General features: G+C 67.6%; 19 protein-coding genes and 1 tRNA gene. 11 read left to right on the forward strand and 9 right to left on the reverse strand.

Annotated elements, in window-relative coordinates; all coding sequences use genetic code 11:
- A complete protein-coding gene (locus tag HF886_RS19115; protein WP_169620416.1) occupies positions 1-2,019 on the reverse strand; it encodes a maltotransferase domain-containing protein in 2,019 nt (672 codons plus the stop codon).
- A 390-nt stretch (positions 2,020-2,409) separates the two neighbouring features.
- Here HF886_RS19115 and glgP point away from each other — a divergent pair, with 390 nt between their 5' ends.
- Entirely contained in the window at positions 2,410-4,986 is a 2,577-nt protein-coding gene (gene glgP / locus HF886_RS19120) for an alpha-glucan family phosphorylase (protein ID WP_346765415.1), read from the forward strand.
- 53 nt (positions 4,987-5,039) lie between these two features.
- On the opposite strand, the gene HF886_RS19125 is transcribed toward glgP, so the two are convergent.
- On the reverse strand, positions 5,040-7,067 hold the full coding sequence (locus tag HF886_RS19125) for an ATP-dependent DNA helicase (protein WP_169653188.1): 2,028 nt from the start codon (positions 7,065-7,067) through the stop codon (positions 5,040-5,042).
- A 64-nt stretch (positions 7,068-7,131) separates the two neighbouring features.
- Positions 7,132-8,463, reverse strand: coding sequence for a nicotinate phosphoribosyltransferase (locus tag HF886_RS19130; protein WP_169653189.1), 1,332 nt, complete (start codon positions 8,461-8,463; stop codon positions 7,132-7,134).
- Between the two features lie 111 nt (positions 8,464-8,574).
- Between HF886_RS19130 and clpS the strand changes: the two genes are divergently transcribed.
- The 7 genes from clpS to rdgB all read left to right on the forward strand — a co-directional run bounded on the left by clpS (position 8,575) and on the right by rdgB (position 13,557).
- Positions 8,575-8,865, forward strand: coding sequence for an ATP-dependent Clp protease adapter ClpS (gene clpS, locus HF886_RS19135; RefSeq protein ID WP_240952139.1), 291 nt, complete (start codon positions 8,575-8,577; stop codon positions 8,863-8,865).
- Between the two features lie 27 nt (positions 8,866-8,892).
- The gene (locus HF886_RS19140; RefSeq protein ID WP_169620421.1) at positions 8,893-9,471 is read left to right on the forward strand and encodes a DUF2017 domain-containing protein; all 579 of its coding nucleotides are present in this window, start codon (positions 8,893-8,895) and stop codon (positions 9,469-9,471) included.
- Positions 9,468-10,562 (forward strand): P1 family peptidase, encoded by a 1,095-nt coding sequence (locus HF886_RS19145; protein ID WP_169653190.1) that lies wholly within the window; start codon positions 9,468-9,470, stop codon positions 10,560-10,562. Before HF886_RS19140 ends, HF886_RS19145 begins: the two co-directional genes overlap by 4 nt.
- Positions 10,563-10,589: 27 nt before the next feature.
- Complete coding sequence (locus HF886_RS19150) at positions 10,590-11,216, forward strand: rhomboid family intramembrane serine protease (RefSeq protein WP_169653191.1); 627 nt, start codon at positions 10,590-10,592, stop codon at positions 11,214-11,216.
- 130 nt (positions 11,217-11,346) lie between these two features.
- Positions 11,347-12,108 (forward strand): cyclic nucleotide-degrading phosphodiesterase, encoded by a 762-nt coding sequence (locus HF886_RS19155; protein WP_169653192.1) that lies wholly within the window; start codon positions 11,347-11,349, stop codon positions 12,106-12,108.
- Positions 12,109-12,140: 32 nt separating this feature from the next.
- Positions 12,141-12,929 (forward strand): ribonuclease PH, encoded by a 789-nt coding sequence (gene rph / locus HF886_RS19160; protein WP_169620425.1) that lies wholly within the window; start codon positions 12,141-12,143, stop codon positions 12,927-12,929.
- Between the two features lies 1 nt (position 12,930).
- Entirely contained in the window at positions 12,931-13,557 is a 627-nt protein-coding gene (gene rdgB / locus HF886_RS19165) for an RdgB/HAM1 family non-canonical purine NTP pyrophosphatase (protein WP_169620426.1), read from the forward strand.
- Between the two features lie 111 nt (positions 13,558-13,668).
- Here rdgB and HF886_RS19170 read toward each other — a convergent pair whose 3' ends face one another.
- Positions 13,669-14,127, reverse strand: coding sequence for an ATP-binding protein (locus tag HF886_RS19170; RefSeq protein WP_169620427.1), 459 nt, complete (start codon positions 14,125-14,127; stop codon positions 13,669-13,671).
- 24 nt (positions 14,128-14,151) lie between these two features.
- The gene (locus HF886_RS19175; protein ID WP_346765083.1) at positions 14,152-14,544 is read right to left on the reverse strand and encodes an STAS domain-containing protein; all 393 of its coding nucleotides are present in this window, start codon (positions 14,542-14,544) and stop codon (positions 14,152-14,154) included.
- A gap of 127 nt (positions 14,545-14,671) precedes the next feature.
- Here HF886_RS19175 and HF886_RS19180 point away from each other — a divergent pair, with 127 nt between their 5' ends.
- The 3 genes from HF886_RS19180 (at position 14,672) to HF886_RS19190 (ending at position 17,957) form a co-directional block, all read left to right on the forward strand.
- Positions 14,672-15,874 (forward strand): fused response regulator/phosphatase, encoded by a 1,203-nt coding sequence (locus HF886_RS19180; protein ID WP_169653193.1) that lies wholly within the window; start codon positions 14,672-14,674, stop codon positions 15,872-15,874.
- A gap of 119 nt (positions 15,875-15,993) precedes the next feature.
- Positions 15,994-17,520 (forward strand): sensor histidine kinase, encoded by a 1,527-nt coding sequence (locus HF886_RS19185; protein ID WP_240955232.1) that lies wholly within the window; start codon positions 15,994-15,996, stop codon positions 17,518-17,520.
- Positions 17,517-17,957: a response regulator gene (locus HF886_RS19190; protein ID WP_169620430.1), complete on the forward strand. Its 441-nt coding sequence runs from the start codon at positions 17,517-17,519 to the stop codon at positions 17,955-17,957. The genes HF886_RS19185 and HF886_RS19190 overlap by 4 nt, the downstream gene beginning before the upstream one ends.
- A gap of 91 nt (positions 17,958-18,048) precedes the next feature.
- Here the strand turns inward: HF886_RS19190 and HF886_RS19195 are convergent, their stop codons facing one another.
- The 4 genes from HF886_RS19195 to HF886_RS19210 form a co-directional block, all read right to left on the reverse strand.
- Positions 18,049-18,429 (reverse strand): DUF3817 domain-containing protein, encoded by a 381-nt coding sequence (locus HF886_RS19195; protein ID WP_169653195.1) that lies wholly within the window; start codon positions 18,427-18,429, stop codon positions 18,049-18,051.
- A complete protein-coding gene (locus HF886_RS19200) occupies positions 18,426-18,842 on the reverse strand; it encodes a transcriptional regulator (RefSeq protein ID WP_169620432.1) in 417 nt (138 codons plus the stop codon). Before HF886_RS19200 ends, HF886_RS19195 begins: the two co-directional genes overlap by 4 nt.
- 68 nt (positions 18,843-18,910) lie before the next feature.
- A tRNA-Leu gene (locus HF886_RS19205) sits at positions 18,911-18,995 on the reverse strand.
- A gap of 17 nt (positions 18,996-19,012) precedes the next feature.
- Complete coding sequence (locus HF886_RS19210; RefSeq protein WP_169620433.1) at positions 19,013-19,510, reverse strand: HNH endonuclease; 498 nt, start codon at positions 19,508-19,510, stop codon at positions 19,013-19,015.
- Positions 19,511-19,520 lie beyond the last annotated feature (10 nt).

Consider the following 19,520-nt stretch of genomic DNA (forward strand, 5'->3'; position numbering starts at 1 on the left):
TCACGTGAGTCTCCTGTAGGCGAGAGTCGATCGGGCCGGAATCCCGATCGGGGGCAGCACCATGATGTGCGCGACCGATTTCCACGGTTCGAGCCGCACATAGTTGGCTTGTCCCCAGATGTACTGTTCCCCGCTCACCTCGTCGTAAACGGGGAGCTGGTCCTGCCACTCGTGGCCGATGGACGGCATGTCCAGCCAGACGGTGCCTTCCTCGGCGCCGTACGGGTTGAGATTGACCACGACGAGCACCGCATCGCCGGTCACCGGATCGTGCTTCGAGTAGGCGATCAGAGCGTCGTTGTCGATGTGGTGGAAGGTGATGTTGCGCAACTGCTGTAAGGCGGGGTGTGCGCGCCGGATGCGGTTCAGGGTGGTCAGCCACGGCTCGAGCGATTCGCCGCGGCGTCGTGCCTCGTCGAAACGGCGTGGACGCAACTGGTACTTCTCCGAGTCGAGGTACTCCTCGCTGCCGGGACGAACGGCGAGGTGTTCGTAGAGCTCGTATCCGGAGTAGACGCCCCAGGTGGGGGACAGGGTCGCGGCGAGCGCGGCTCGCAACGCGAACATTCCGGGCCCGCCGTGCTGCAGCGTCTCGTGCAGGATGTCGGGCGTGTTGACGAACAGGTTGGGCCGGGCCTCGTCGGCCTTGGCAGCGATCTCACGTCCGAATTCGGTGAGTTCCCACTTGGCCACGCGCCAGGTGAAATACGTGTACGACTGCGTGAATCCGCGTCGTGCCAGGCCGTACATCCGCGCGGGCCGAGTGAACGCTTCCGCCAGGAACAGCACGTCCTGATCGGTTTTCTTCACCTCGGCGATGAGCCATTCCCAGAAGTCCGGGGGCTTGGTGTGCGGGTTGTCGACCCGGAAGATCTTGACCCCCAGAGAGATCCAGTGCCGCACCACCCGGAGCACTTCGGCGTAGATCCCCTCGCGATCGTTGTCGAAGTTCACCGGATAGATGTCCTGGTACTTCTTGGGCGGGTTCTCGGCGTACGCGATGGTTCCGTCCGGCAGCACGGTGAACCACTCCGGATGGTCACGGGCCCAGGGATGATCGGGCGCGCACTGCAAAGCGAGATCGAGCGCGACCTCGAGTCCGAGTTCCTCGGCCCGCAGCACGAACTTCCGGAAACTGTCCTCGTCGCCGAGTTCCGGATGGATCGCGTCGTGGCCACCTTCCTCCGCCCCGATCGCCCACGGTGAACCCACGTCGTCGGGCCCCGCGACGAGGGTGTTGTTGGGGCCCTTCCGATTGACCCTGCCGATCGGGTGGATCGGTGGCAGGTAGACGACATCGAACTCCATCGCCGCGATGCGCGGCAGATCCTCGGCCGCGGTCTCGAAGGTGCCGTGCCGGGGCGTGCCGTCCTCGTTCCAGCCTCCCGTCGACCGGGGGAAGAACTCGTACCATGATCCGAACAGGGCCCGCTTCCGGTCGACCACGATGGTGAAAGCTTTTCCCCGCGTGATGAGTTCGCGGAGGGGCTGAGCGCGGACGATCTCGGTGACGTCGGCGGAGAAGGCCGGTGCGACCCGCTCCGCCAGCGGCCGCTCGGAGCGCAGAGCCGCGGCGACGGCGAGCAGGGCGGGCCGGTTTCCGCGCAGTACGCCGCGCGCAGCCTTCTCGAAAATCCGTGCGCCGCTCTCGAGATCGTTGGCGAGGTCCTCCGGGCCCTGTCCCGCGGTTATCTTCGCGTCGACAGCGTGACGCCATGTGGACACCGGGTCGCTCCAGGCCTCGATGCGGTAGGTCCAGATGCCGGGGGTTGTGGGCGCGAACACCGCGTGGAAGGTGTCGGGTTCGGAGCCGGGCACCATCGGAATGCGGGTGAGCTTGGCCGGTGTCCCGGGTGCCGTGGCGGGCCCGCGCACGGCGAGCGTCGCGGCGATGGCGTCGTGGCCTTCGCGCCAGACGACCGCAGCGACCGGTACCACCTCGCCGACGACTGCCTTGGTGGGATACCGACCACCGTCGATCGATGGCTGGACGTCGTCGATGCCGAGGCGACCTGTCACGCTTGCTCCGTTCCGTACGGGACCGGGACGTACCCGGGCCGGGGCGTACTGCGGCCGTAGTTCGTGTCAACCGTAATGGAGGCGGCGGCACGGGGCCGATCATGTGGTGGTGACCTCGGGGATACCCGGTAACCGATGTGACGAACCGTATCGGTTACCCACGGTTCACCGCGCGTGACTCCTGGGCAACACGGACTTCCCTAACGTCTCCGGGGTGAAGTTCGACCGGTCTGCGGAGCCACACCGAAAGGGCGTACACGATGGGCACAGGCGGCGGGAACGGCCGGAATTGTCGGGCCTGTTCGGTTGTGGACGGGAATGTGCTCTGCGGCTTGTCGGTTCCGGCACCGGAGGCACCGCACACCGGCGGACATGAGTAGGCTTCCCAGAGTGAAAGCCTTGCGTCGGTTCACCGTACGAGCCCACCTTCCCGAGCGCCTCGCCGCGCTGGGGACTCTGACCTCCAACCTGCGGTGGTCGTGGCACCCGGAGACCCAGGATCTCTTCGCCGCCGTCGATCCCGAACTGTGGGAGCGATGCGGAAGCGACCCCGTCCGACTGCTCGGCGAGGTCCCGCCGGAGCGCCTCGACGCGCTCGCCGAGAACCAGGAGTTCCTCTCCCGGCTCGACGCCGCCGCGGCAGACCTCGACCACTATCTGGCCCGGCCCCGATGGTATCAGCAACAGCAGGAGCGCGGGACCGCCGTGCCCGAGGGCATCGCCTACTTCTCGATGGAGTTCGGTGTCTCCGAAGTTCTGCCGAACTACTCCGGGGGACTCGGCATCCTCGCCGGTGACCACCTCAAAGCGGCCTCCGACCTCGGTTTGCCGCTGATCGGCGTCGGATTGCTCTACCGCTCCGGCTATTTCCGGCAGTCGCTCAGCGCCGACGGCTGGCAGGTCGAGCATTACCCTGCCTACGACCCGCAGGGACTGCCGATCAAGCTGCTCACCGAAGCCGACGGCACCACGGCGCTCGTCCAGGTGGAGATCCCGGGCGGCCGCACGCTCGACGCGCGGGTGTGGATCGCCCAGATCGGCCGGGTGCCGCTGCTGCTGCTCGACTCGGACATCGCGAGCAACGACGAACAACTCCGCGGCGTCACCGACCGGCTCTACGGAGGCGACCAGGACCACCGCATCAAACAGGAAATCCTGGCCGGGATCGGTGGGGTCCGCGCCGTCCGCGCGTACACCCGCATCCACGGCCTGCCCGACCCCGACGTGTTCCACATGAACGAGGGGCACGCGGGATTCCTCGGTGCCGAGCGCATCCGGGAACTCGTCACCGGCAGCGGCCTCGATTTCGACGAAGCGCTTGCCGCGGTCCGCGCCGGAACGGTCTTCACCACCCACACCCCCGTGCCCGCCGGCATCGACAGATTCCCGATCGAGCTTGTGCGCCATTACTTCTCGGGGCGTAACGGCGAAAACGAGTCGGCACTCCTTCCGGGCCTGACCGTCGACCGCATTCTCGCTCTCGGCCGCGAGTCGAACCCCGACGTCTTCAACATGGCTCACCTCGGGCTGCGGCTCGGCCAGCGCTGCAACGGCGTATCGAAACTGCACGGCGAAGTCAGCCGGCACATGTTCGAAGAGTTGTGGCCCGGTTTCGACGCCACCGAGGTCCCGATCGGGTCGGTCACCAACGGCGTCCACGCGCCCACCTGGGCGGCACGCGAATGGCTGGCACTGGCCGACCGGCTGGCAGGGCCGGATCTCGTCGAGGAATCGCGCGGCTGGGAACTGCTCCAGACGGTCGACGCCAAGGAACTGTGGGACATGCGCAACGACTTGCGCGGGATGCTCGTCCGCGAAGTGCGGCGTCGTCTGCGGAACTCGTGGATCGAACGCGGCGCGACCGACGCCGAACTGGGCTGGGTCGATTCGGTGTTCGACCCCGACGTGCTCACCATCGGTTTCGCGCGACGCGTGCCCACCTACAAGCGCCTGACCTTGATGCTGCGCGACCCGGAACGGTTGCGCGCGCTGCTGCTCGACCCCGAGCGGCCACTGCAACTGGTCGTCGCCGGCAAGAGTCACCCCGCCGACGACGGCGGCAAGGCGCTCATTCAGCAGGTCGTGCGATTCGCCGACGAGTACGGTGTCCGTCACCGCGTGGTGTTCCTGCCCGATTACGACATATCGATGGCGCGCTACCTCTACTGGGGCTGCGACGTCTGGCTCAACAACCCGCTGCGACCGCTCGAGGCCTGTGGCACGTCGGGGATGAAGTCGGCACTCAACGGCGGCCTCAACCTGTCCATCCGCGACGGATGGTGGGACGAGATGTACGACGGTGAGAACGGCTGGGCGATTCCGACCGCGGACGGGGTCGACGATGAGCGCCGCGACGACCTCGAGGCGGGTGCGCTGTACGAACTGCTCGAGCGTTCGGTCCTGCCGCGCTTCTACGATCGCGACATCGACGGGGTGCCCGGCCGGTGGATCGAGATGGTGCGGCACACCCTCGAAAACCTGGGACCCAAGGTGCTCGCGTCCCGCATGGTGCGCGACTACGCCGTCGACTACTACATTCCGGCAGCGGAGTCGGCGCGGACCGTCGCGGCCGACAACTTCGCCGGTGCGAAGGCTGTCGCCGAGTACCGGGAGCGCCTCGAAGCAGCGTGGCCCGGAGTGCGGGTCGCACACGTCGACACGGAGGGACTGCCCGAGGTTCCCGAGATCGGTGCACGGCTCGCGGTGACTGCTCACGTCGATCTCGGTGAGCTCACGTCCGGCGACGTCGAAGTTCAGGCCGTGATCGGCCGGGTCGGGTCGGACGACACGCTCAGCGATATCGTGTCCGTCCCGATGTCCCACACCGGCAGCGGATCGCTCGGCGACGTGTTCGAGGCCGACGTCCGGCTGCCGTTGGCCGGGCCCGTCGGTTACACCGTGCGAGTGTTGCCGCACCACGATCTGCTCGCCTCGCCGGCCGAGTTCGGGATGGTCGTGCTGCCCTGAGACCGGACCGGGTGGATCCGCAGTCCGTCGTGGAGGTGGGTCCACCCGGGCTGTCAGCTGCGCAGCCGGGTCAATGCCTTGCGCACGACCTCAGGATCCGTCGTCTCCCAGAACGGCGGAAGTGACGCGCGCAGGTAACCGCCGTAGCGCGCGGTGGCGAGCCGCGAATCGAGTACGGCGATGACGCCGCGGTCGTCGGTACTGCGCAGCAGGCGGCCAACCCCCTGCGCGAGGAGCAACGCCGCGTGGGTGGCGGCGACCGCCATGAAGCCGTTACCGCCGCGGGCTTCGACCGCCCGCTGCCGCGCGACGAGCAACGGATCGTCCGGACGGGGAAACGGAATGCGGTCGATGATCACGAGCGACAGCGACGGCCCGGGAACGTCGACGCCCTGCCACAGGGACAGGGTGCCGAACAGGCTGGTCGGCTCGTCGGCGGCGAACTTCTCGACGAGTGCGCCGGTCGCGTCGTCGCCCTGGCACAGTATCGGGGTGTCGACGCGTTCACGCAGTGCCTCGGCGGCCGCCTTCGCCGCTCGCATCGACGAAAACAGGCCGAGGGTGCGCCCGCCGGCCGCGGTGACGAGTTCGGTGATCTCGTCGAGGTGGCTCGGAGGCATGCCCTCGCGGCCCGGCGGCGGTAGTTTCTTCGCGACGTAGAGGATGCCGGACTTTTCGTGGTCGAACGGGGATCCGACATCGATCCCGTTCCACTTCAGGGCGCCGGTGTCGGACGGCGGTTCCGCCCCGGACGCCGACGTGGTGTCGCTGCGGACGGCAGCCTGCGGCGGAAGACCCCAATCGATGGCGAGGCCGTCGAACGACCCACCGACGGTCAAGGTCGCGGACGTGAGGACGACGGTGGACTCGCCGAAGAGCTTGGAGCGCAGCAAGCCGCCCACCGACAGCGGCGCCATCCGGACCGTGCGGCGGGCAACACCGCGGAACTCGTCGGCCGCGAGCCACACCACGTCCTTGCGCTGCGACGGATCGGGCTCGTCGAATGCCGTGAGGATGCGCACCGCGCAATCGTGGACGTCGTCGATCTCGGCGAGTGCCTGGTTGCGGGCTGCGGCGGCTTCGGGATCCATGCCCGGTTTGGGCGAGCCGATCGAGGTATGCACCGCCCATGCGGCGTCGCGGACTGCTGCCAATGCGGCACCGGCGCCGTCGGGCACGGCGTCCCACCGGCCGGGAGGAAGCTCGTCGAGCAACGAGTCCCAGTTCTCCGCGGCGCCCTCGAGGCGGTCGACCTCCTCGTCGCCGGCCAGTTTGAGGCAGCGCCGCGCAGCGGCGGACACCGTGCTGCCCGACAGTTCGGCGGTGGCGACCCCGGTGACCCGGTCCACGAGTTCGTGGGCCTCGTCGACAACCACCACGTCGTGTTCGGGGAGGATCTGGATTCCGGTGATCGCGTCGATCGCGAGGAGCGCGTGGTTGGTGACGACGACGTCGACCTGCGCCGCTTCGGCTCGGGCGATCTCGGCGAAGCAATCGTCGCCCACCGGGCACCGCGATTTGCCGAGGCACTCGCGCGCCGTGACGCTGACCTGACGCCAGGCCTGATCGGACACGCCGGGGGTCAGGTCGTCGCGGTCGCCGGTCTCCGTATCCGAGGACCACTCGGTGACCCGGCGCACCTCGCGTCCGATCCGCGACAGCGTGAAGGCGTCGAACAGACCGGTGTCCGGGGGTTCTTCCGCCAGACCGGTATTGATCTTGTTGAGGCACAGGTAGTTGCCGCGGCCCTTGAGGATCGCGAAGCGAGGAGGGCGGCCGAGCGACTCGGTGAGGGCCTTCGCCAGTCGCGGCAGGTCACGTTCGACGAGCTGCCGCTGCAATGCGATGGTGGCGGTGGAGACGACGACCGTGCGACCCGTGCGGACCGCATATCGGATGCTCGGAACGAGATATGCGAGGGACTTGCCGGTGCCCGTGCCGGCCTGCACGGCGAGGTGCTCACCGGTGTCGATGCTGTGCGCCACCGCCGACGCCATGGTCAGCTGATTCCGTCGTTCCTTGCCGCCCAGCGCGTGTACCGCGGTTCGTAACAGCTCGGGCACTTCGGGAAGATCGGGCACCCGTCAAGGGTAGCGGGAGGCACCGTCACGTTCCGGTGCCTACCCGCGCGGCTTCGCGGCCGCGTCACCCCGCCCGGACGAAGCGGGTCGGGATCGCCGGATCTCCCGCCGACAGCGTCATGCCCTCCCACGGCAGGCTCACCATGCCCTGGGCGAGGAACCGGCGGCTCTCCTCGAGTGTCGGCAGATCACTGACCGGCCGGCCGCCGCGCACCAGCGGAATCGTCAGGTCCTGGACCACGGATCCGTCGCCGTCGGGTACCCGGTCCAGGTGCGCCGGGTAGACGACCTCCTCGACGAGGGTCCCGCTGCGCCGCGCGTACCGGACCGCCTTCTTCGCGCCGCCGCGCGACTCCTTCGCCGCGCTGCGCTTCTCGACGGGGATCCCCGCCACCTCCACGAGCTTGTAGACCATCCCGGCCGTCGGCGCTCCCGAGCCGGTCACCACGGAGGTTCCGACCCCGTACGCATCCACGGGCTCGGCGCGCAGGCCCGCGATCCCGTACTCGTCCAGATCTCCCGACATCACGATCTGGGTACCGGTCGCGCCCAGGCCGTCGAGCTGAGCGCGGACCTGGCGGGCCAGCACGCCGAGGTCACCGGAGTCGATACGCACCGCACCGAGGCCGGTCCCCGCGACCTCGATGGCAGTGTTCACACCGGCCGTGATGTCGTAGGTGTCCACCAGCAGCGTGGTGTCCACGCCGAGGGTCTCGACCTGGCTGCGGAAAGCCGACGCCTCGTCGCGGCCGGCGGAGGTGGTGTGCAGCAAGGTGAACGCGTGCGCCGCGGTGCCCGCGGCGGGGATCCCGAACCGGCGGGCGGCCTCGAGGTTGGACGTCGAATCGAAGCCGGCCAGGTAAGCGGCGCGTGTCGCGGCTACCGCAGCCTCCTCGTGGGTGCGTCGAGACCCCATCTCGATCAGGGTGCGCCCGTCGGCGACGCTGACCATGCGGGCCGCTGCGGACGCCACGGCGCTGTCGTGATTGAAGATCGACAACGCGAGTGTTTCGAGCAGCACACACTCGGCGAACGTCCCGCTCACCGACAGGATCGGGGAGCCGGGGAAGTAGAAATCGCCTTCGCGGTATCCGTCGATGTCGCCGGAGAAGCGGAAATTGCGCAGCCACTCGACGGTGTCGGGCGCAAGAAACTCCGACACGGATGCCAGTTCGTCGTCCCCGAACGAGAACGTGGCGAGCGCGTCGAGCAGACGGCCCGTGCCGGCGACGACGCCGTATCGGCGACCGTTGGGCAAGCGCCGGGCGAACACCTCGAACACGCACGGACGATCGCCGGACCCGTCGGCCAGCGAGGCCTCGAGCATCGTCAATTCGTACTTGTCGGTGAACAGTGCGGTGCTGCCGTGAATCGCAGCGGCGGTGGCTTCGGACACCCGAACACTGTAGATCGAGGACTCGGCGGCGGGTTTTTCGGCGCGCGCGAACGCCGTACCCTGGACCGCATGGTGCCGGGTTCCACGACAGTTCGTTTCGACGTCCGCGCAATGGCGGGGCAGGCCGTCCCGGCCGAGGCCGAGCAGGTCCAGGAGACCGAATCCGTCGACCGGCCGTGGGTCACCGTCGTCTGGGACGATCCGGTCAACCTCATGCACTACGTGACGTTCATATTCCAGAAGCTGTTCGGGTACAGCAAGGCCAAGGCCACGGAATTGATGCTCGAGGTACACAACGAGGGTAAGGCGGTCGTCTCGAGTGGCTCGCGTGACAAGATGGAGCACGACGTGCAGCGTCTCCATGCCGCCGGCTTGTGGGCGACCATGCAACGGGACGAATGACCCCAGCCTCAGGAGGACCCGACCGACGTGCGGCCGTGGATCAGGAAGAACTCGCTCAGCGGACCGAAGCTTCGCTCGGAGATGGATGCCCACGAGGCATCGGTCCTCAGATCGCTCGTCGCCTCGGTCCTCGGGATGCTCGAGGATCGGGCCGGCCAGGCGCCGCAGGACGACCTCGCTCAGCTGACCGGCTTGCGCACCGGTAACGCCACGCCACCGGACAACCCGGCAGTGCGACGGCTGCTTCCCGACTTCCATCGGCTCGAGCAGGACTCGGCACAGCACGCCGACGACGAGTCTGCCGACCTCAACGGAGCGATGCGCAGCCTCCACGAACCGGACATCATCGACGCGAAACTCGCAGCGGGAGCAATGATCCTGCGCACGGTTCCGGAGACCGGCGGTCGCGTGGTCCTGACTCCCGAACAGGCCGAATCCTGGCTGTACGCACTCAACGACGTGCGCCTGGCGCTCGGCGCAACACTCGACATCGACGACGACACCCCCGAGGTGCTCGACGACGACGACCCGCGTGCGCCGCACCTCGACGTCTACCACTGGCTCACCTGGGTGCAGGATTCGCTCGTGCAGGCCCTTCAGCCATGACCGTCGCCGGGCCCACCGACTCGATTCTCGACGTGAGCGGTCTGCGCGTGGGGCACTGGCAGGCTCTCGACACCGACGTCCGCCTCGCGGACGGGGACACCCCGGGCAGCGGATCCGCCACCGGATGCACGGTCGTGCTCGCCGAGCCGTCTGCGGTTGCGTCCGTGGACGTGCGTGGCGGGGGACCGGGTACCCGGGAAACGGACCTGCTCGATCCCAGCCATTCGGTTCAGCGGGTCGATGCGGTACTGCTCACCGGAGGCAGCGCGTACGGACTGGCCGCCGCGGACGGCGTCATGCGTTTCCTGGAAGAGCACGGCCGCGGCATCCCCATGGGTTCGCCCGGTGCGGTGGTGCCCATCGTCCCGGCCGCCGTGATCTTCGATCTCCTGGTCGGAGAGTGGGACGTCCGCCCGGATGCCGCCGGCGGCTATGCGGCCGCTGCCGCTGCGGGGGAGTCGTCGCTGCTGCGGGGAAGTGTCGGTGCGGGGACCGGCGCCCGGGCGGGTGTGCTCAAAGGCGGGGTCGGTTCAGCGAGCGTATACATCACCGACGGACCGGCCGCCGGAGTGACGGTGGCCGCACTCATGGTCGCGAACCCCGTCGGTTCCGTGTTCGATCCCGACACCGGCCTGCTCTGGGGGGTGGGACCCACCCGGGCCGCAGAACTGGGAATGACCGCGCCTACGGAGTCCGAGATCGCGGCGGCGCGTGCCCTGGGAGAGAAGCGCACCGTCCTGAACACCACGATCGGGGTGGTGGCGACCGACGCACCGCTGTCCAAGGCAGCGTGCCAGCGGGTCGCGGTCGCCGGGCACGACGGACTCGGCCGCGCGATACGCCCCGCCCACTCGCCGCTGGACGGCGACACGATCTTCGCTCTCGCCACCGGTACGGCGCATCTGCCGGACAACCCCGGCGTTGCGGACGCGTTCGCCTCCGAACTGCCCGTGCTCGCCGCCGTGGGCGCTGCCGCTGCCGAGGTGGTCGAACGTGCCATCGTCGATGCTGTGCTCGCGGCGACGGGAGTCGCCGGAATCCCGTCGTACCGCGACGTCTTCCCCTCCGTGTTCCGCTCGTCGATGTCCTGATCCGGCCGAGAGGGCCACAATGGAGTCATGACCACCCCGACCGGTACCGGCACCGACTCCACGCACAGGCCGATCTGGCAGCGCGCCGCGCTGTGGACCGGCGGTTTCGTTGTCCTCCTCTACGGGATCGAATTCGCCGACGTCGTCCTGCCCGCCGACCTCGATGCGGCCGGAGTGGAACCCCGCACCGGTGACGGACTGTGGGGGATCCTGTTCGCACCGATCCTGCACGCCGACTGGGCGCACCTGACCGCGAACACCGTGCCCGCGCTCGTGCTCGGGTTTCTCGTGATGCTCTCCGGAATCGGCCGGGGGATCGCGGCGACGGCGATCATCTGGCTCGTCGGCGGAATCGGCACGTGGCTGTTCGCCGGGTCCGGCGAGAACCACATCGGGGCCTCGACACTGATCTTCGGGTGGCTCACGTACCTGATCGTGCGCGGAATCTTCACGCGCAAAGCAGGACAGATCCTCCTCGGCGTCGTCGTGCTGTTCCTCTACGGCGGGATGCTGTGGGGCGTACTCCCGAGCGAGCCGTGGATCTCGTGGCAAGGGCATCTGTTCGGGGCGCTCGGCGGTATCCTCGCCGCCTGGATTCTGTCCTCCGCGGGCCGCACGACACGCAGGACCACGACCGTGCCTCCGCTGCGCTGACCCCGGGCCTCCCCTCGCAGGTTGTTCACTCGGAGGCCTGCGCGTCACAGCTTTGTCGCAACTGTGAGTCTGCGCCTGAAATGACGCATTGGCTTCATCACAGGGCGTCCGGCATGGCAGCATGACGGGTATGCGCATGACCGTTCTGGGGTGCTCCGGCAGTGTGGCCGGGCCGGATTCCGCCGCATCCGGATACCTGCTGACCGCACCGGACACCCCGCCTCTGGTCATCGATTTCGGTCCCGGCGTCCTCGGCGCACTACAGCGTCACGCGGATCCCGGTGAAGTCTCGGTTCTGTTGTCGCACCTGCATGCCGACCACTGCCTGGATCTGCCGGGCCTGCTGGTGTGGCGTCGCTACTCCCCGAATCCTCCGAACGGCCGGACTCTCGTGTACGGCCCCAGCGGTACGGCGTGCCGGATCGGTGTCGCCTCGGCCGAGGTCGCCGGCGACACGGACGACGTGAGCGACACCCTCGACGTGCGAACCATCGTCGAGGGAGAACCGATCCGTTTCGGAGCGCTCGAGATCACGCCCGCCCGGATGCAGCACCCGCCGGAGGCCTACGGATTCCGGATCACCAGCGATTCCGGGCGCACGATGGTCTATACGGGAGACACCGGCATGTGTGATGCCGTGGTCGATCTCGCACGCGGTGCCGATGTTCTGCTCTCCGAAGCATCGTGGACCCATGAGCCGGGGGAGCGCCCGCCGGGAATCCATCTGTCCGGCACCGAAGCCGGACAGATCGCCACCCGAGCGGGTGTCGGAGAACTGCTCCTGACCCATATTCCGCCCTGGACATCGCGCGAAGACGTCATCGCCGAGGCGAAGGCCGAATACTCGGGCCCGGTCCACGCGGTGTCCGCAGGCGACGTCTACCGCATCTGAACCGCCTCCCGTCATCGCCTAGGCTCGGGTGCGTGACGACACGAGAAGACGGCAGGGCGGACGATCAACTCCGCGACATCCGCATCACCCGAGGGTTCACCAACCATCCGGCCGGATCGGTACTCGTCGAATTCGGGCAGACCCGGGTGATGTGCACGGCGAGCGTCGAGGAGGGCGTGCCGCGCTGGCGTAAGGGCTCGGGACTCGGGTGGGTCACCGCCGAGTACGCGATGCTTCCGGCCTCCACGCACACGCGTAACGGCCGCGAATCCGTCAAGGGCAAACTCGGCGGCCGCACCCAGGAGATCAGCCGGCTGGTGGGCCGCTCGCTCCGCGCCTGCATCGACCTCGCCGCGATCGGCGAGAACACCATCGCGATCGACTGCGACGTGCTGCAGGCCGACGGGGGAACCCGCACCGCTGCCGTCACGGGCGCATATGTCGCGCTGAGCGACGCGGTGACGTGGCTGCGCGCCGCCGGCCGTCTCGCCGACCCGCAGCCGATCTCGTGCCAGGTCGCCGCGGTGAGCGTGGGCGTCGTCGACGGCCGGGTTCGTCTCGACCTGCCGTACGAAGAGGATGTCCGCGCGGAGGTCGACATGAACGTCGTCGCCACCGACACGGGCACGCTCGTCGAGGTCCAAGGCACCGGTGAAGGCGCGACCTTCCCGCGCTCGACGCTCGACAAGCTGCTCGATTCGGCCCTCTCCGGCATCGAAGAACTTTGCCGGATCCAGCGAGAGGTGCTCGCACAGCCGTATCCGGGTGTCCTCCCCGAGCCCGCGGTCGCCGACCACGGGAAGAAGAAGTTCGGGGTCTGACATGACCGTGCGAGTTCTCGTCGCCAGCCGCAACGCCAAGAAGCTCCGTGAACTGCAGCGGGTGCTCGACAGTGCGGGCATCGCCGGGATCGAACTGGTGGGACTCGACCAGGTCCCGCCGTTCCCGGAGGCACCGGAAACCGGTGCGACCTTCGAGCAGAACGCGGTCGCGAAGGCACGCGACGGCGCGGCCGCCACCGGTACGCCGTGTGTCGCGGACGACTCCGGCCTCGAAGTCGACGCGTTGCGCGGGATGCCCGGGGTCCTGTCGGCGCGGTGGAGCGGACGGCACGGCGACGACGACGCCAACACGGCGCTGCTTCTCGGCCAGCTTCAGGACACCCCCGACGAGCGTCGCGGCGCAGCCTTCGTTTCCGCCTGCGCGCTCGCCTTCCCCCCGGAAGACGGGGACATCGACGTAGCGGTCGTGCGAGGTGAATGGCGCGGCCGCATCGTGCGGGAACCGCGCGGGCAGAACGGGTTCGGCTATGATCCGATTTTCGTGCCCGAAGGTGAGGAGCGCACCGCGGCGGAACTCACCGCGGAGGAGAAGGACGCGTCGTCGCACCGGGGGCGTGCGCTCGCCCAACTCGTCCCGGCCCTGGCCGCGCTCGCCGCATCTCGATAGCGAGGTGGTCCGGCACCGCGGCGGCCGCACGTGCGGGACGGCATCGTGCCCGCGTGCGCCCCGGGAATCCCGGACGTGACCGACCGTCGACGAAGAACGACACCTCGGACGTCAGTGAACGTCCGAGGTGTCGTTCTCGTTCAGTGACCAGCGCATGTCGACGACGGTGCCCCCGGGCGAGCGGTCGACCGTCATCTCGGAGGTCAGGTTCCGAATCAGTGTCAGGCCATGGCCGCGGGAACGTCGAGACTCGTCGTCCGACGCGTCGTGCCAGATCCCGTGGTCGGTGACGAGCACGTGGAGTTGCCCGTCTGCTGGACGGTAGATCGCTTCGAAATCGAGTGTCGCTGCCGGGTCGCCCGGGGCGTAGGCATGCTCGACAGCATTGGCCAGTGCTTCGTAGCTGGCCAGAAGAATGTCCTGGCGACAATCGTCGTTCAGGGGCAGTTGCGCCAGCCAGCGACGCATGCTGCCACGGAGGAGTGCGATCTCGGATGGATCGGCCCGCACACCCCGATGGCTGATGCCATCGGGGGTGAACGATGCGGGCTCGTCATAGGCGGACGACATGGGTTCCTCGGTTCGTCGATGCTGTTACGCCTGCGGTGAGGAGTCCTCCGCCCCACCGCCCAGCGCGCCGAGTGCGTCGCCGAGGCGAGGATGAACCGAGAGCACCTCGCCGAGACCGAGCAGTTCCAGGGGCCGGGCGGTCGCACTGCCGTGTGCCACCACCGCGAAGCCGCGGTCGTCACCGGCGCGCTTGGACAGTTCGACCAGCAGGGCGATTCCCATGGACGCGAGGAAGTCGACTGCGGTGAGGTCCACGACGAGTCCGGTGGCATCGGTATCGAGGAGGGCGAGCGCCTGCTCTTCCAGCATGGGGGCGCTGGTCATATCGACCTCTCCGCTGATGGAGAGAACGGCGACGGATCCCTCCCTGGAGGTCGAGTACGTCATATGAGGATGTGCGGTAAGTGGATCGTTCACCGCCCTATCATGCAAGATCGCGCCGACAGAAGCGAGAAACAGGTTGAAGATTGCGCCGTCCCAGCCGTCGGGACCGACCCAAACGGATGTCTGTATTGTTCGAATGCAGCAGGGAAGGACGACCAACGTGGACGTGTACCGACCGGATGACTCGACGTACCATCCGTCGCTACTCCTCATCGAGGACGACCCCGGCGACGCCTTGCTCGTCGAGGAGTTGGTTGCGGACAGCGCTCCCGAGATGAAGGTCGTGTGGGTCCAGTCACTGGCTGCGGCCCGGGAGGAGTTCCGCGTCCGGATGCCGGACTGCGTGCTCCTCGACCTCCACCTCCCCGATGCCAGCGGTCTCGAGGCTGTCGCCAAGGTCAAGCAGATCGCCGAATCGGTGCCGATTGTCGTGCTCACCGGTCTGGCGGAGGAGCAGACCGGCCTCGCTGCGGTGTCGGTCGGCGCCCAGGACTACCTGGTCAAAGGCCGCGTCGAGCCGGATCTGTTCGGTCGTGCCGTCCGGTATGCGATCCAGCGAAAGCAAGCAGAACAGGCCGCGGCCGCTCTGCAGGCCGGTCAGCTGCGCGCGCAGGAGAACGCACGCCTGGAGCGGGGTTTGCTGCCGTCGCCGCTGTTGCAGGCGACCGGAGACTTCGACGTGGTTGCGCGATACCGGCCCGGCCGCACCTCGGCATTGCTCGGCGGTGACTTCTACGATGTCGTGCAGACCGAGGACGGCACCGTGCACGTCCTCATCGGCGACGTCTCCGGCCACGGACCGGACGAAGCGGCTCTCGGTGTCGGATTGCGTATCGCGTGGCGCACTCTTGTGCTCACCGGAGTCACAGGACCGCGCCGACTGCACAAGCTCGAGGAGATTCTGGTCGCCGAACGGTCGGAGAATCGGATCTTCGCCTCTGTGACCAACCTCTCGATGTCCCCGGATCGGCGGACCGTCGAAGTCATGCGCGCGGGCCACCCGGGACTGCTGCTCCGGAACGGTAGTAGCGTGGATTGGCTGGAGGCTCCGGGCGGACCGGCACTGGGTCTGCTGCCGAGTCTGTCGACCTGGCCGGTACACGAGATCACCTTGCCCTCCGGGGCGGCGATCGTGCTGTTCACCGACGGCTTGTTCGAAGGTCATCGCGGCGAAGGCCGCGAACGACTCGGGGAGGAGGGTCTGCTTGCTCTGGCACGGGCCTGCGCCGACCTGGGCCCCAACGATTTCACCGACTCCCTCATCGCACGTGCGGAGGAACTCGCCGAGAGCAATGGCGGACTGTCCGACGACGTGGCAGTGGTGTACGTGCAATGGAAGAAGGAAGTGGACGCACCCGCATGACGACAACCGACACCCCGGAGCCCGACGGCACGGCAGGGAACAGGGCAGGATCCTCCACGGTGACCAGCCGTGGAGGGGGCCCCACCGTGCAGGGCTGGTTCCTGATCGTGCTGAGCATCATGGGGGTGCTGGTCGTGCTGGGCGCCATCGTGGGCAGTCACTATCTGCGCGAGACGACCGCCATGTCCGACTACGTGAGGGATCGCATCCAGCCCGCCCGAGTCGAGGCGTACCGGCTGCAAGCGGCACTGGTGAACCAGGAAACGGGAGCGCGCGGCTATATCCTCGCCGCCGATCCTGCCTTCCTCCAGCCCTACGAGGACGGTCGCCTGGACGAGCAACAGGCAGTCGAGACGTTGCGGGGGCTGGTGCGCGGTGAGGAAGATCTCATCGCCGATCTCGATGCCGTCGAAGCGGCCGCTGAGGACTGGCGCCGCGTCTACGCCGTACCGCTCGTGTCGACCGTTGTCCCGGGTGATCCCCGCCCGGCCGATCCGGTTGCGGTGGAAGCAGGCCGTGTCGCCTTCGACCGGCTGAGAGTCCTGTTCGACGTCCAGAACGAAGGCCTCCTTCAGGCTCGCGAGGACGGCATCCGAGAACTCGAAGCCGTCCGGACCAACCGCGACACCATCTTCGCGTCGATGGTCGCGGTCTTCCTGGTCACCGGAGTAGGGATGGCGTTCCTCGTACAGATGATCGTGGTACGGCCCCTGGCAAGGCTTCGCGAAGCGACCCGCAAGGTCGTCGCGCGCGAGGAATTCGGCCACCACATCACGCCCGAGGGGCCGGCGGACATCCGCGCGCTCGGCCAAGACGTGGAGAACATGCGCGAACGGATCGTCCGAGAGCTGGAAGTGTCCCGCGAACGTCATTCCCAGCTGGAAAGTCAGGCGATCGACCTCCAGCGGTCCAACGCGGAACTCGAACAGTTCGCCTATGTCGCGTCCCACGACCTGCAGGAGCCGCTGCGGAAGGTCGCGTCGTTCTGCCAGCTGCTCGAGAAGCGCTACGGCGACAAGCTCGACGAGCGCGGAACCCAGTACATCGCGTTCGCGGTCGACGGCGCCAAGCGCATGCAGATCCTGATCAACGACCTGCTGACGTTCTCTCGGGTCGGGCGGGTGAGCGACGATCACGTCCGCGTGGCGCTCGATCCCACGCTGGATTCGGCACTGGGCAACCTCGCCCAAGCCGTCGAAGAGTCGGAAGTGATCATCGAGCGGCCCGAAAAGCTCCCCGAGATCGTCGGCGACCCCACGCTGCTGGTGATGCTGTGGCAGAACCTGCTCGGTAATGCCATCAAGTTCCGCCACCCGGACCGTCCGATCACGATCCGCATCGGATGCGAGCGACTCGGCGAGGGCGAGCAGGCGATGTGGCAGTTCTCGGTCGAGGACACCGGCATCGGCATCGCCCCTGAATTCTCGGACAAGGTCTTCGTCATCTTCCAGCGCCTGCACGGACGTGACGTCTACACCGGTACGGGTATCGGTCTTGCCATCTGCCGCAAGATCGTCGAATACCACGGTGGGGGGATCTGGCTCGACCCCGAGTACAAGGGTGGTGCCAGGTTCTGCTTTACCATTCCCGCTGTGGGTGACAAGGAGCCTGCACAAGACGAGGCTCTGGAAGGAGCATCTGCATGACGATTCCCGGCGAGCCCATAGACGTTCTGCTGGTCGAAGACGACCCCGGCGACGAGCTGATGACACGCGAGGCGTTCGAGGACAACAAGATCGGCAACACGTTGCACGTCGTACGCGACGGCGAGGAAGCGCTCGACTTCCTGTACCGGCGTGGAGCCCACGAGGGTGCGCCTCGGCCGGACCTCGTTCTGCTCGATCTGAACCTGCCCAAGTACGACGGCCGGCAGGTCCTCGAGAAGATCAAGTCCGACCCGGACCTCACCGACATCCCGGTCGTGGTCCTCACCACGTCGGCTGCCGAGGAGGACATCCTCCGAAGCTACAAACTGCATGCGAACGCCTACGTGACAAAACCGGTCGATCTCGACCAGTTCATCCGGGCGGTCCGGCAGATCGACGAGTTCTTCGTCCAGGTGGTACGCCTGCCGAGGCGCTGACCCGCGCGTACAACACTCGCGTGAGACGAATCGGGTGGATGTGGTCGGATCTCTCCGGCCGCATCCACCCGATCGTCACGCTGGGGAGTCGTCAGACCCCGAAGTCGGCCTTCACCTGCTGGGTGCGCTTGTGCTCGACGTAGAACGACAGGAACGGGATCGTGCCGGCGAGTAGCGTGCCGACGGTCCGGCCGAGCGGCCAGCGCACCTTGATCGACAGGTCGAAGGTGAGCACGAGGTAGATGGCGTAGACCCACCCGTGCACGATCGCGATCCACGCGGGCACGTTCTCGATGCCGATGATGTACTTCGCGACCATCTCACCCGTGAGGATGAGGAGCCAGATGCCGGTGGCGTACGCGAGGACGCGGTAACGCAGCAGGGCGGAACCGATCTTCTTGCGGTCCGCGTCGCTGACGACGCGCGTCGTGCCGGCGGTGCCGCCGGACGCCTGCTCGGGGGTGGTGCTCACTGAGCGCTCCTATCGGACCTGCGCGCCAGCTGCGCGAGGTACTCGTTGTACTCCTGGGTTTGCCGTGCCTCAGGATCGTCGGCCTCTTCGGCCAGCGCTTCCGCCACGGTGCGGGGGCGGGAGGGGAGCAGATCGGCGGGAATCTCGGTGGGTTCCTTCGGCTCCGACGGACGCGGGGCGCCGGTGGCCTCGGCTTCGGCCTCTTCCGCCTCGAGTTTGACGAAGCGGCGGTAGGCATAAACGCAGAAGAATGCGAAGGCCGGCCACTGGAACGCGTAGCCGAGGTTCTGGTAGGTGCCGCCGACTTCCTCGAAGCGCATCCACTGCCAGTAACCGAGCCCGAGGCATCCGCCTGCAGCTACCAGGACCAGGACAACCAGGGCGAACCGGCGGGGCGGTCGATACTCGGACACGCTCTCGACGGTACCCGAGCGGTGCACCGACCTGCCAAGACGGTCGATGCACCGTGGGTCATCTCACGTGGTGCGCGAGGGGGGACTCGAACCCCCACGTCCGAAGACACGGATACCTAAAACCCGGGCGTCTGCCAATTCCGCCACTCGCGCTTCACGGACACAATACGTTACGGCTCCTGGCATGCCGACTCGAAGCCGAACCTGTGCCTGCCGGCCCAGGTCGGCGTCTGACTGTGGCAGTTCGGGCAGAGAAATCGCACGTTCTCGGGGCGGGAGTCGTTGGGGTTGCCGTCCACGTGATCGACGTGGAAGACAAGCCTTTCTCCGTTCCAGACAGGCCCGGTGGTGCAGACGGCGCAGCGGTGCTCCCGGCCCGTCTCGAGAAGCGCGCGGCGAAGGAGATGTGGTTTCACGCGGGGAGCGCCACGGGGGCGCTCGGTGAGGATCTCCGTCCAGTGTTGTCGTCCTGCACCGCCGCTGGGAAGGCGTGGTCGTCCGGTGAAGTGGGAGGTGTCGATGCCGAGGGCCTTGATTCTGCGGCCGAGATGCGTGTGATGTCCCCCATTCGGTGTGAGTCCGAAGTACCTCATGACCTCCGCGACGTTCGTCGAATGTCGCACTGCTTCTTCCAGCACTTCCTTCGTGTACTTGAGCGGTCGTGCCATCCCTACCCCT

The organism is Rhodococcus sp. 105337, from assembly GCF_012844225.1.
In the GTDB taxonomy this organism is placed as follows: Bacteria; Actinomycetota; Actinomycetes; order Mycobacteriales; family Mycobacteriaceae; genus Rhodococcus.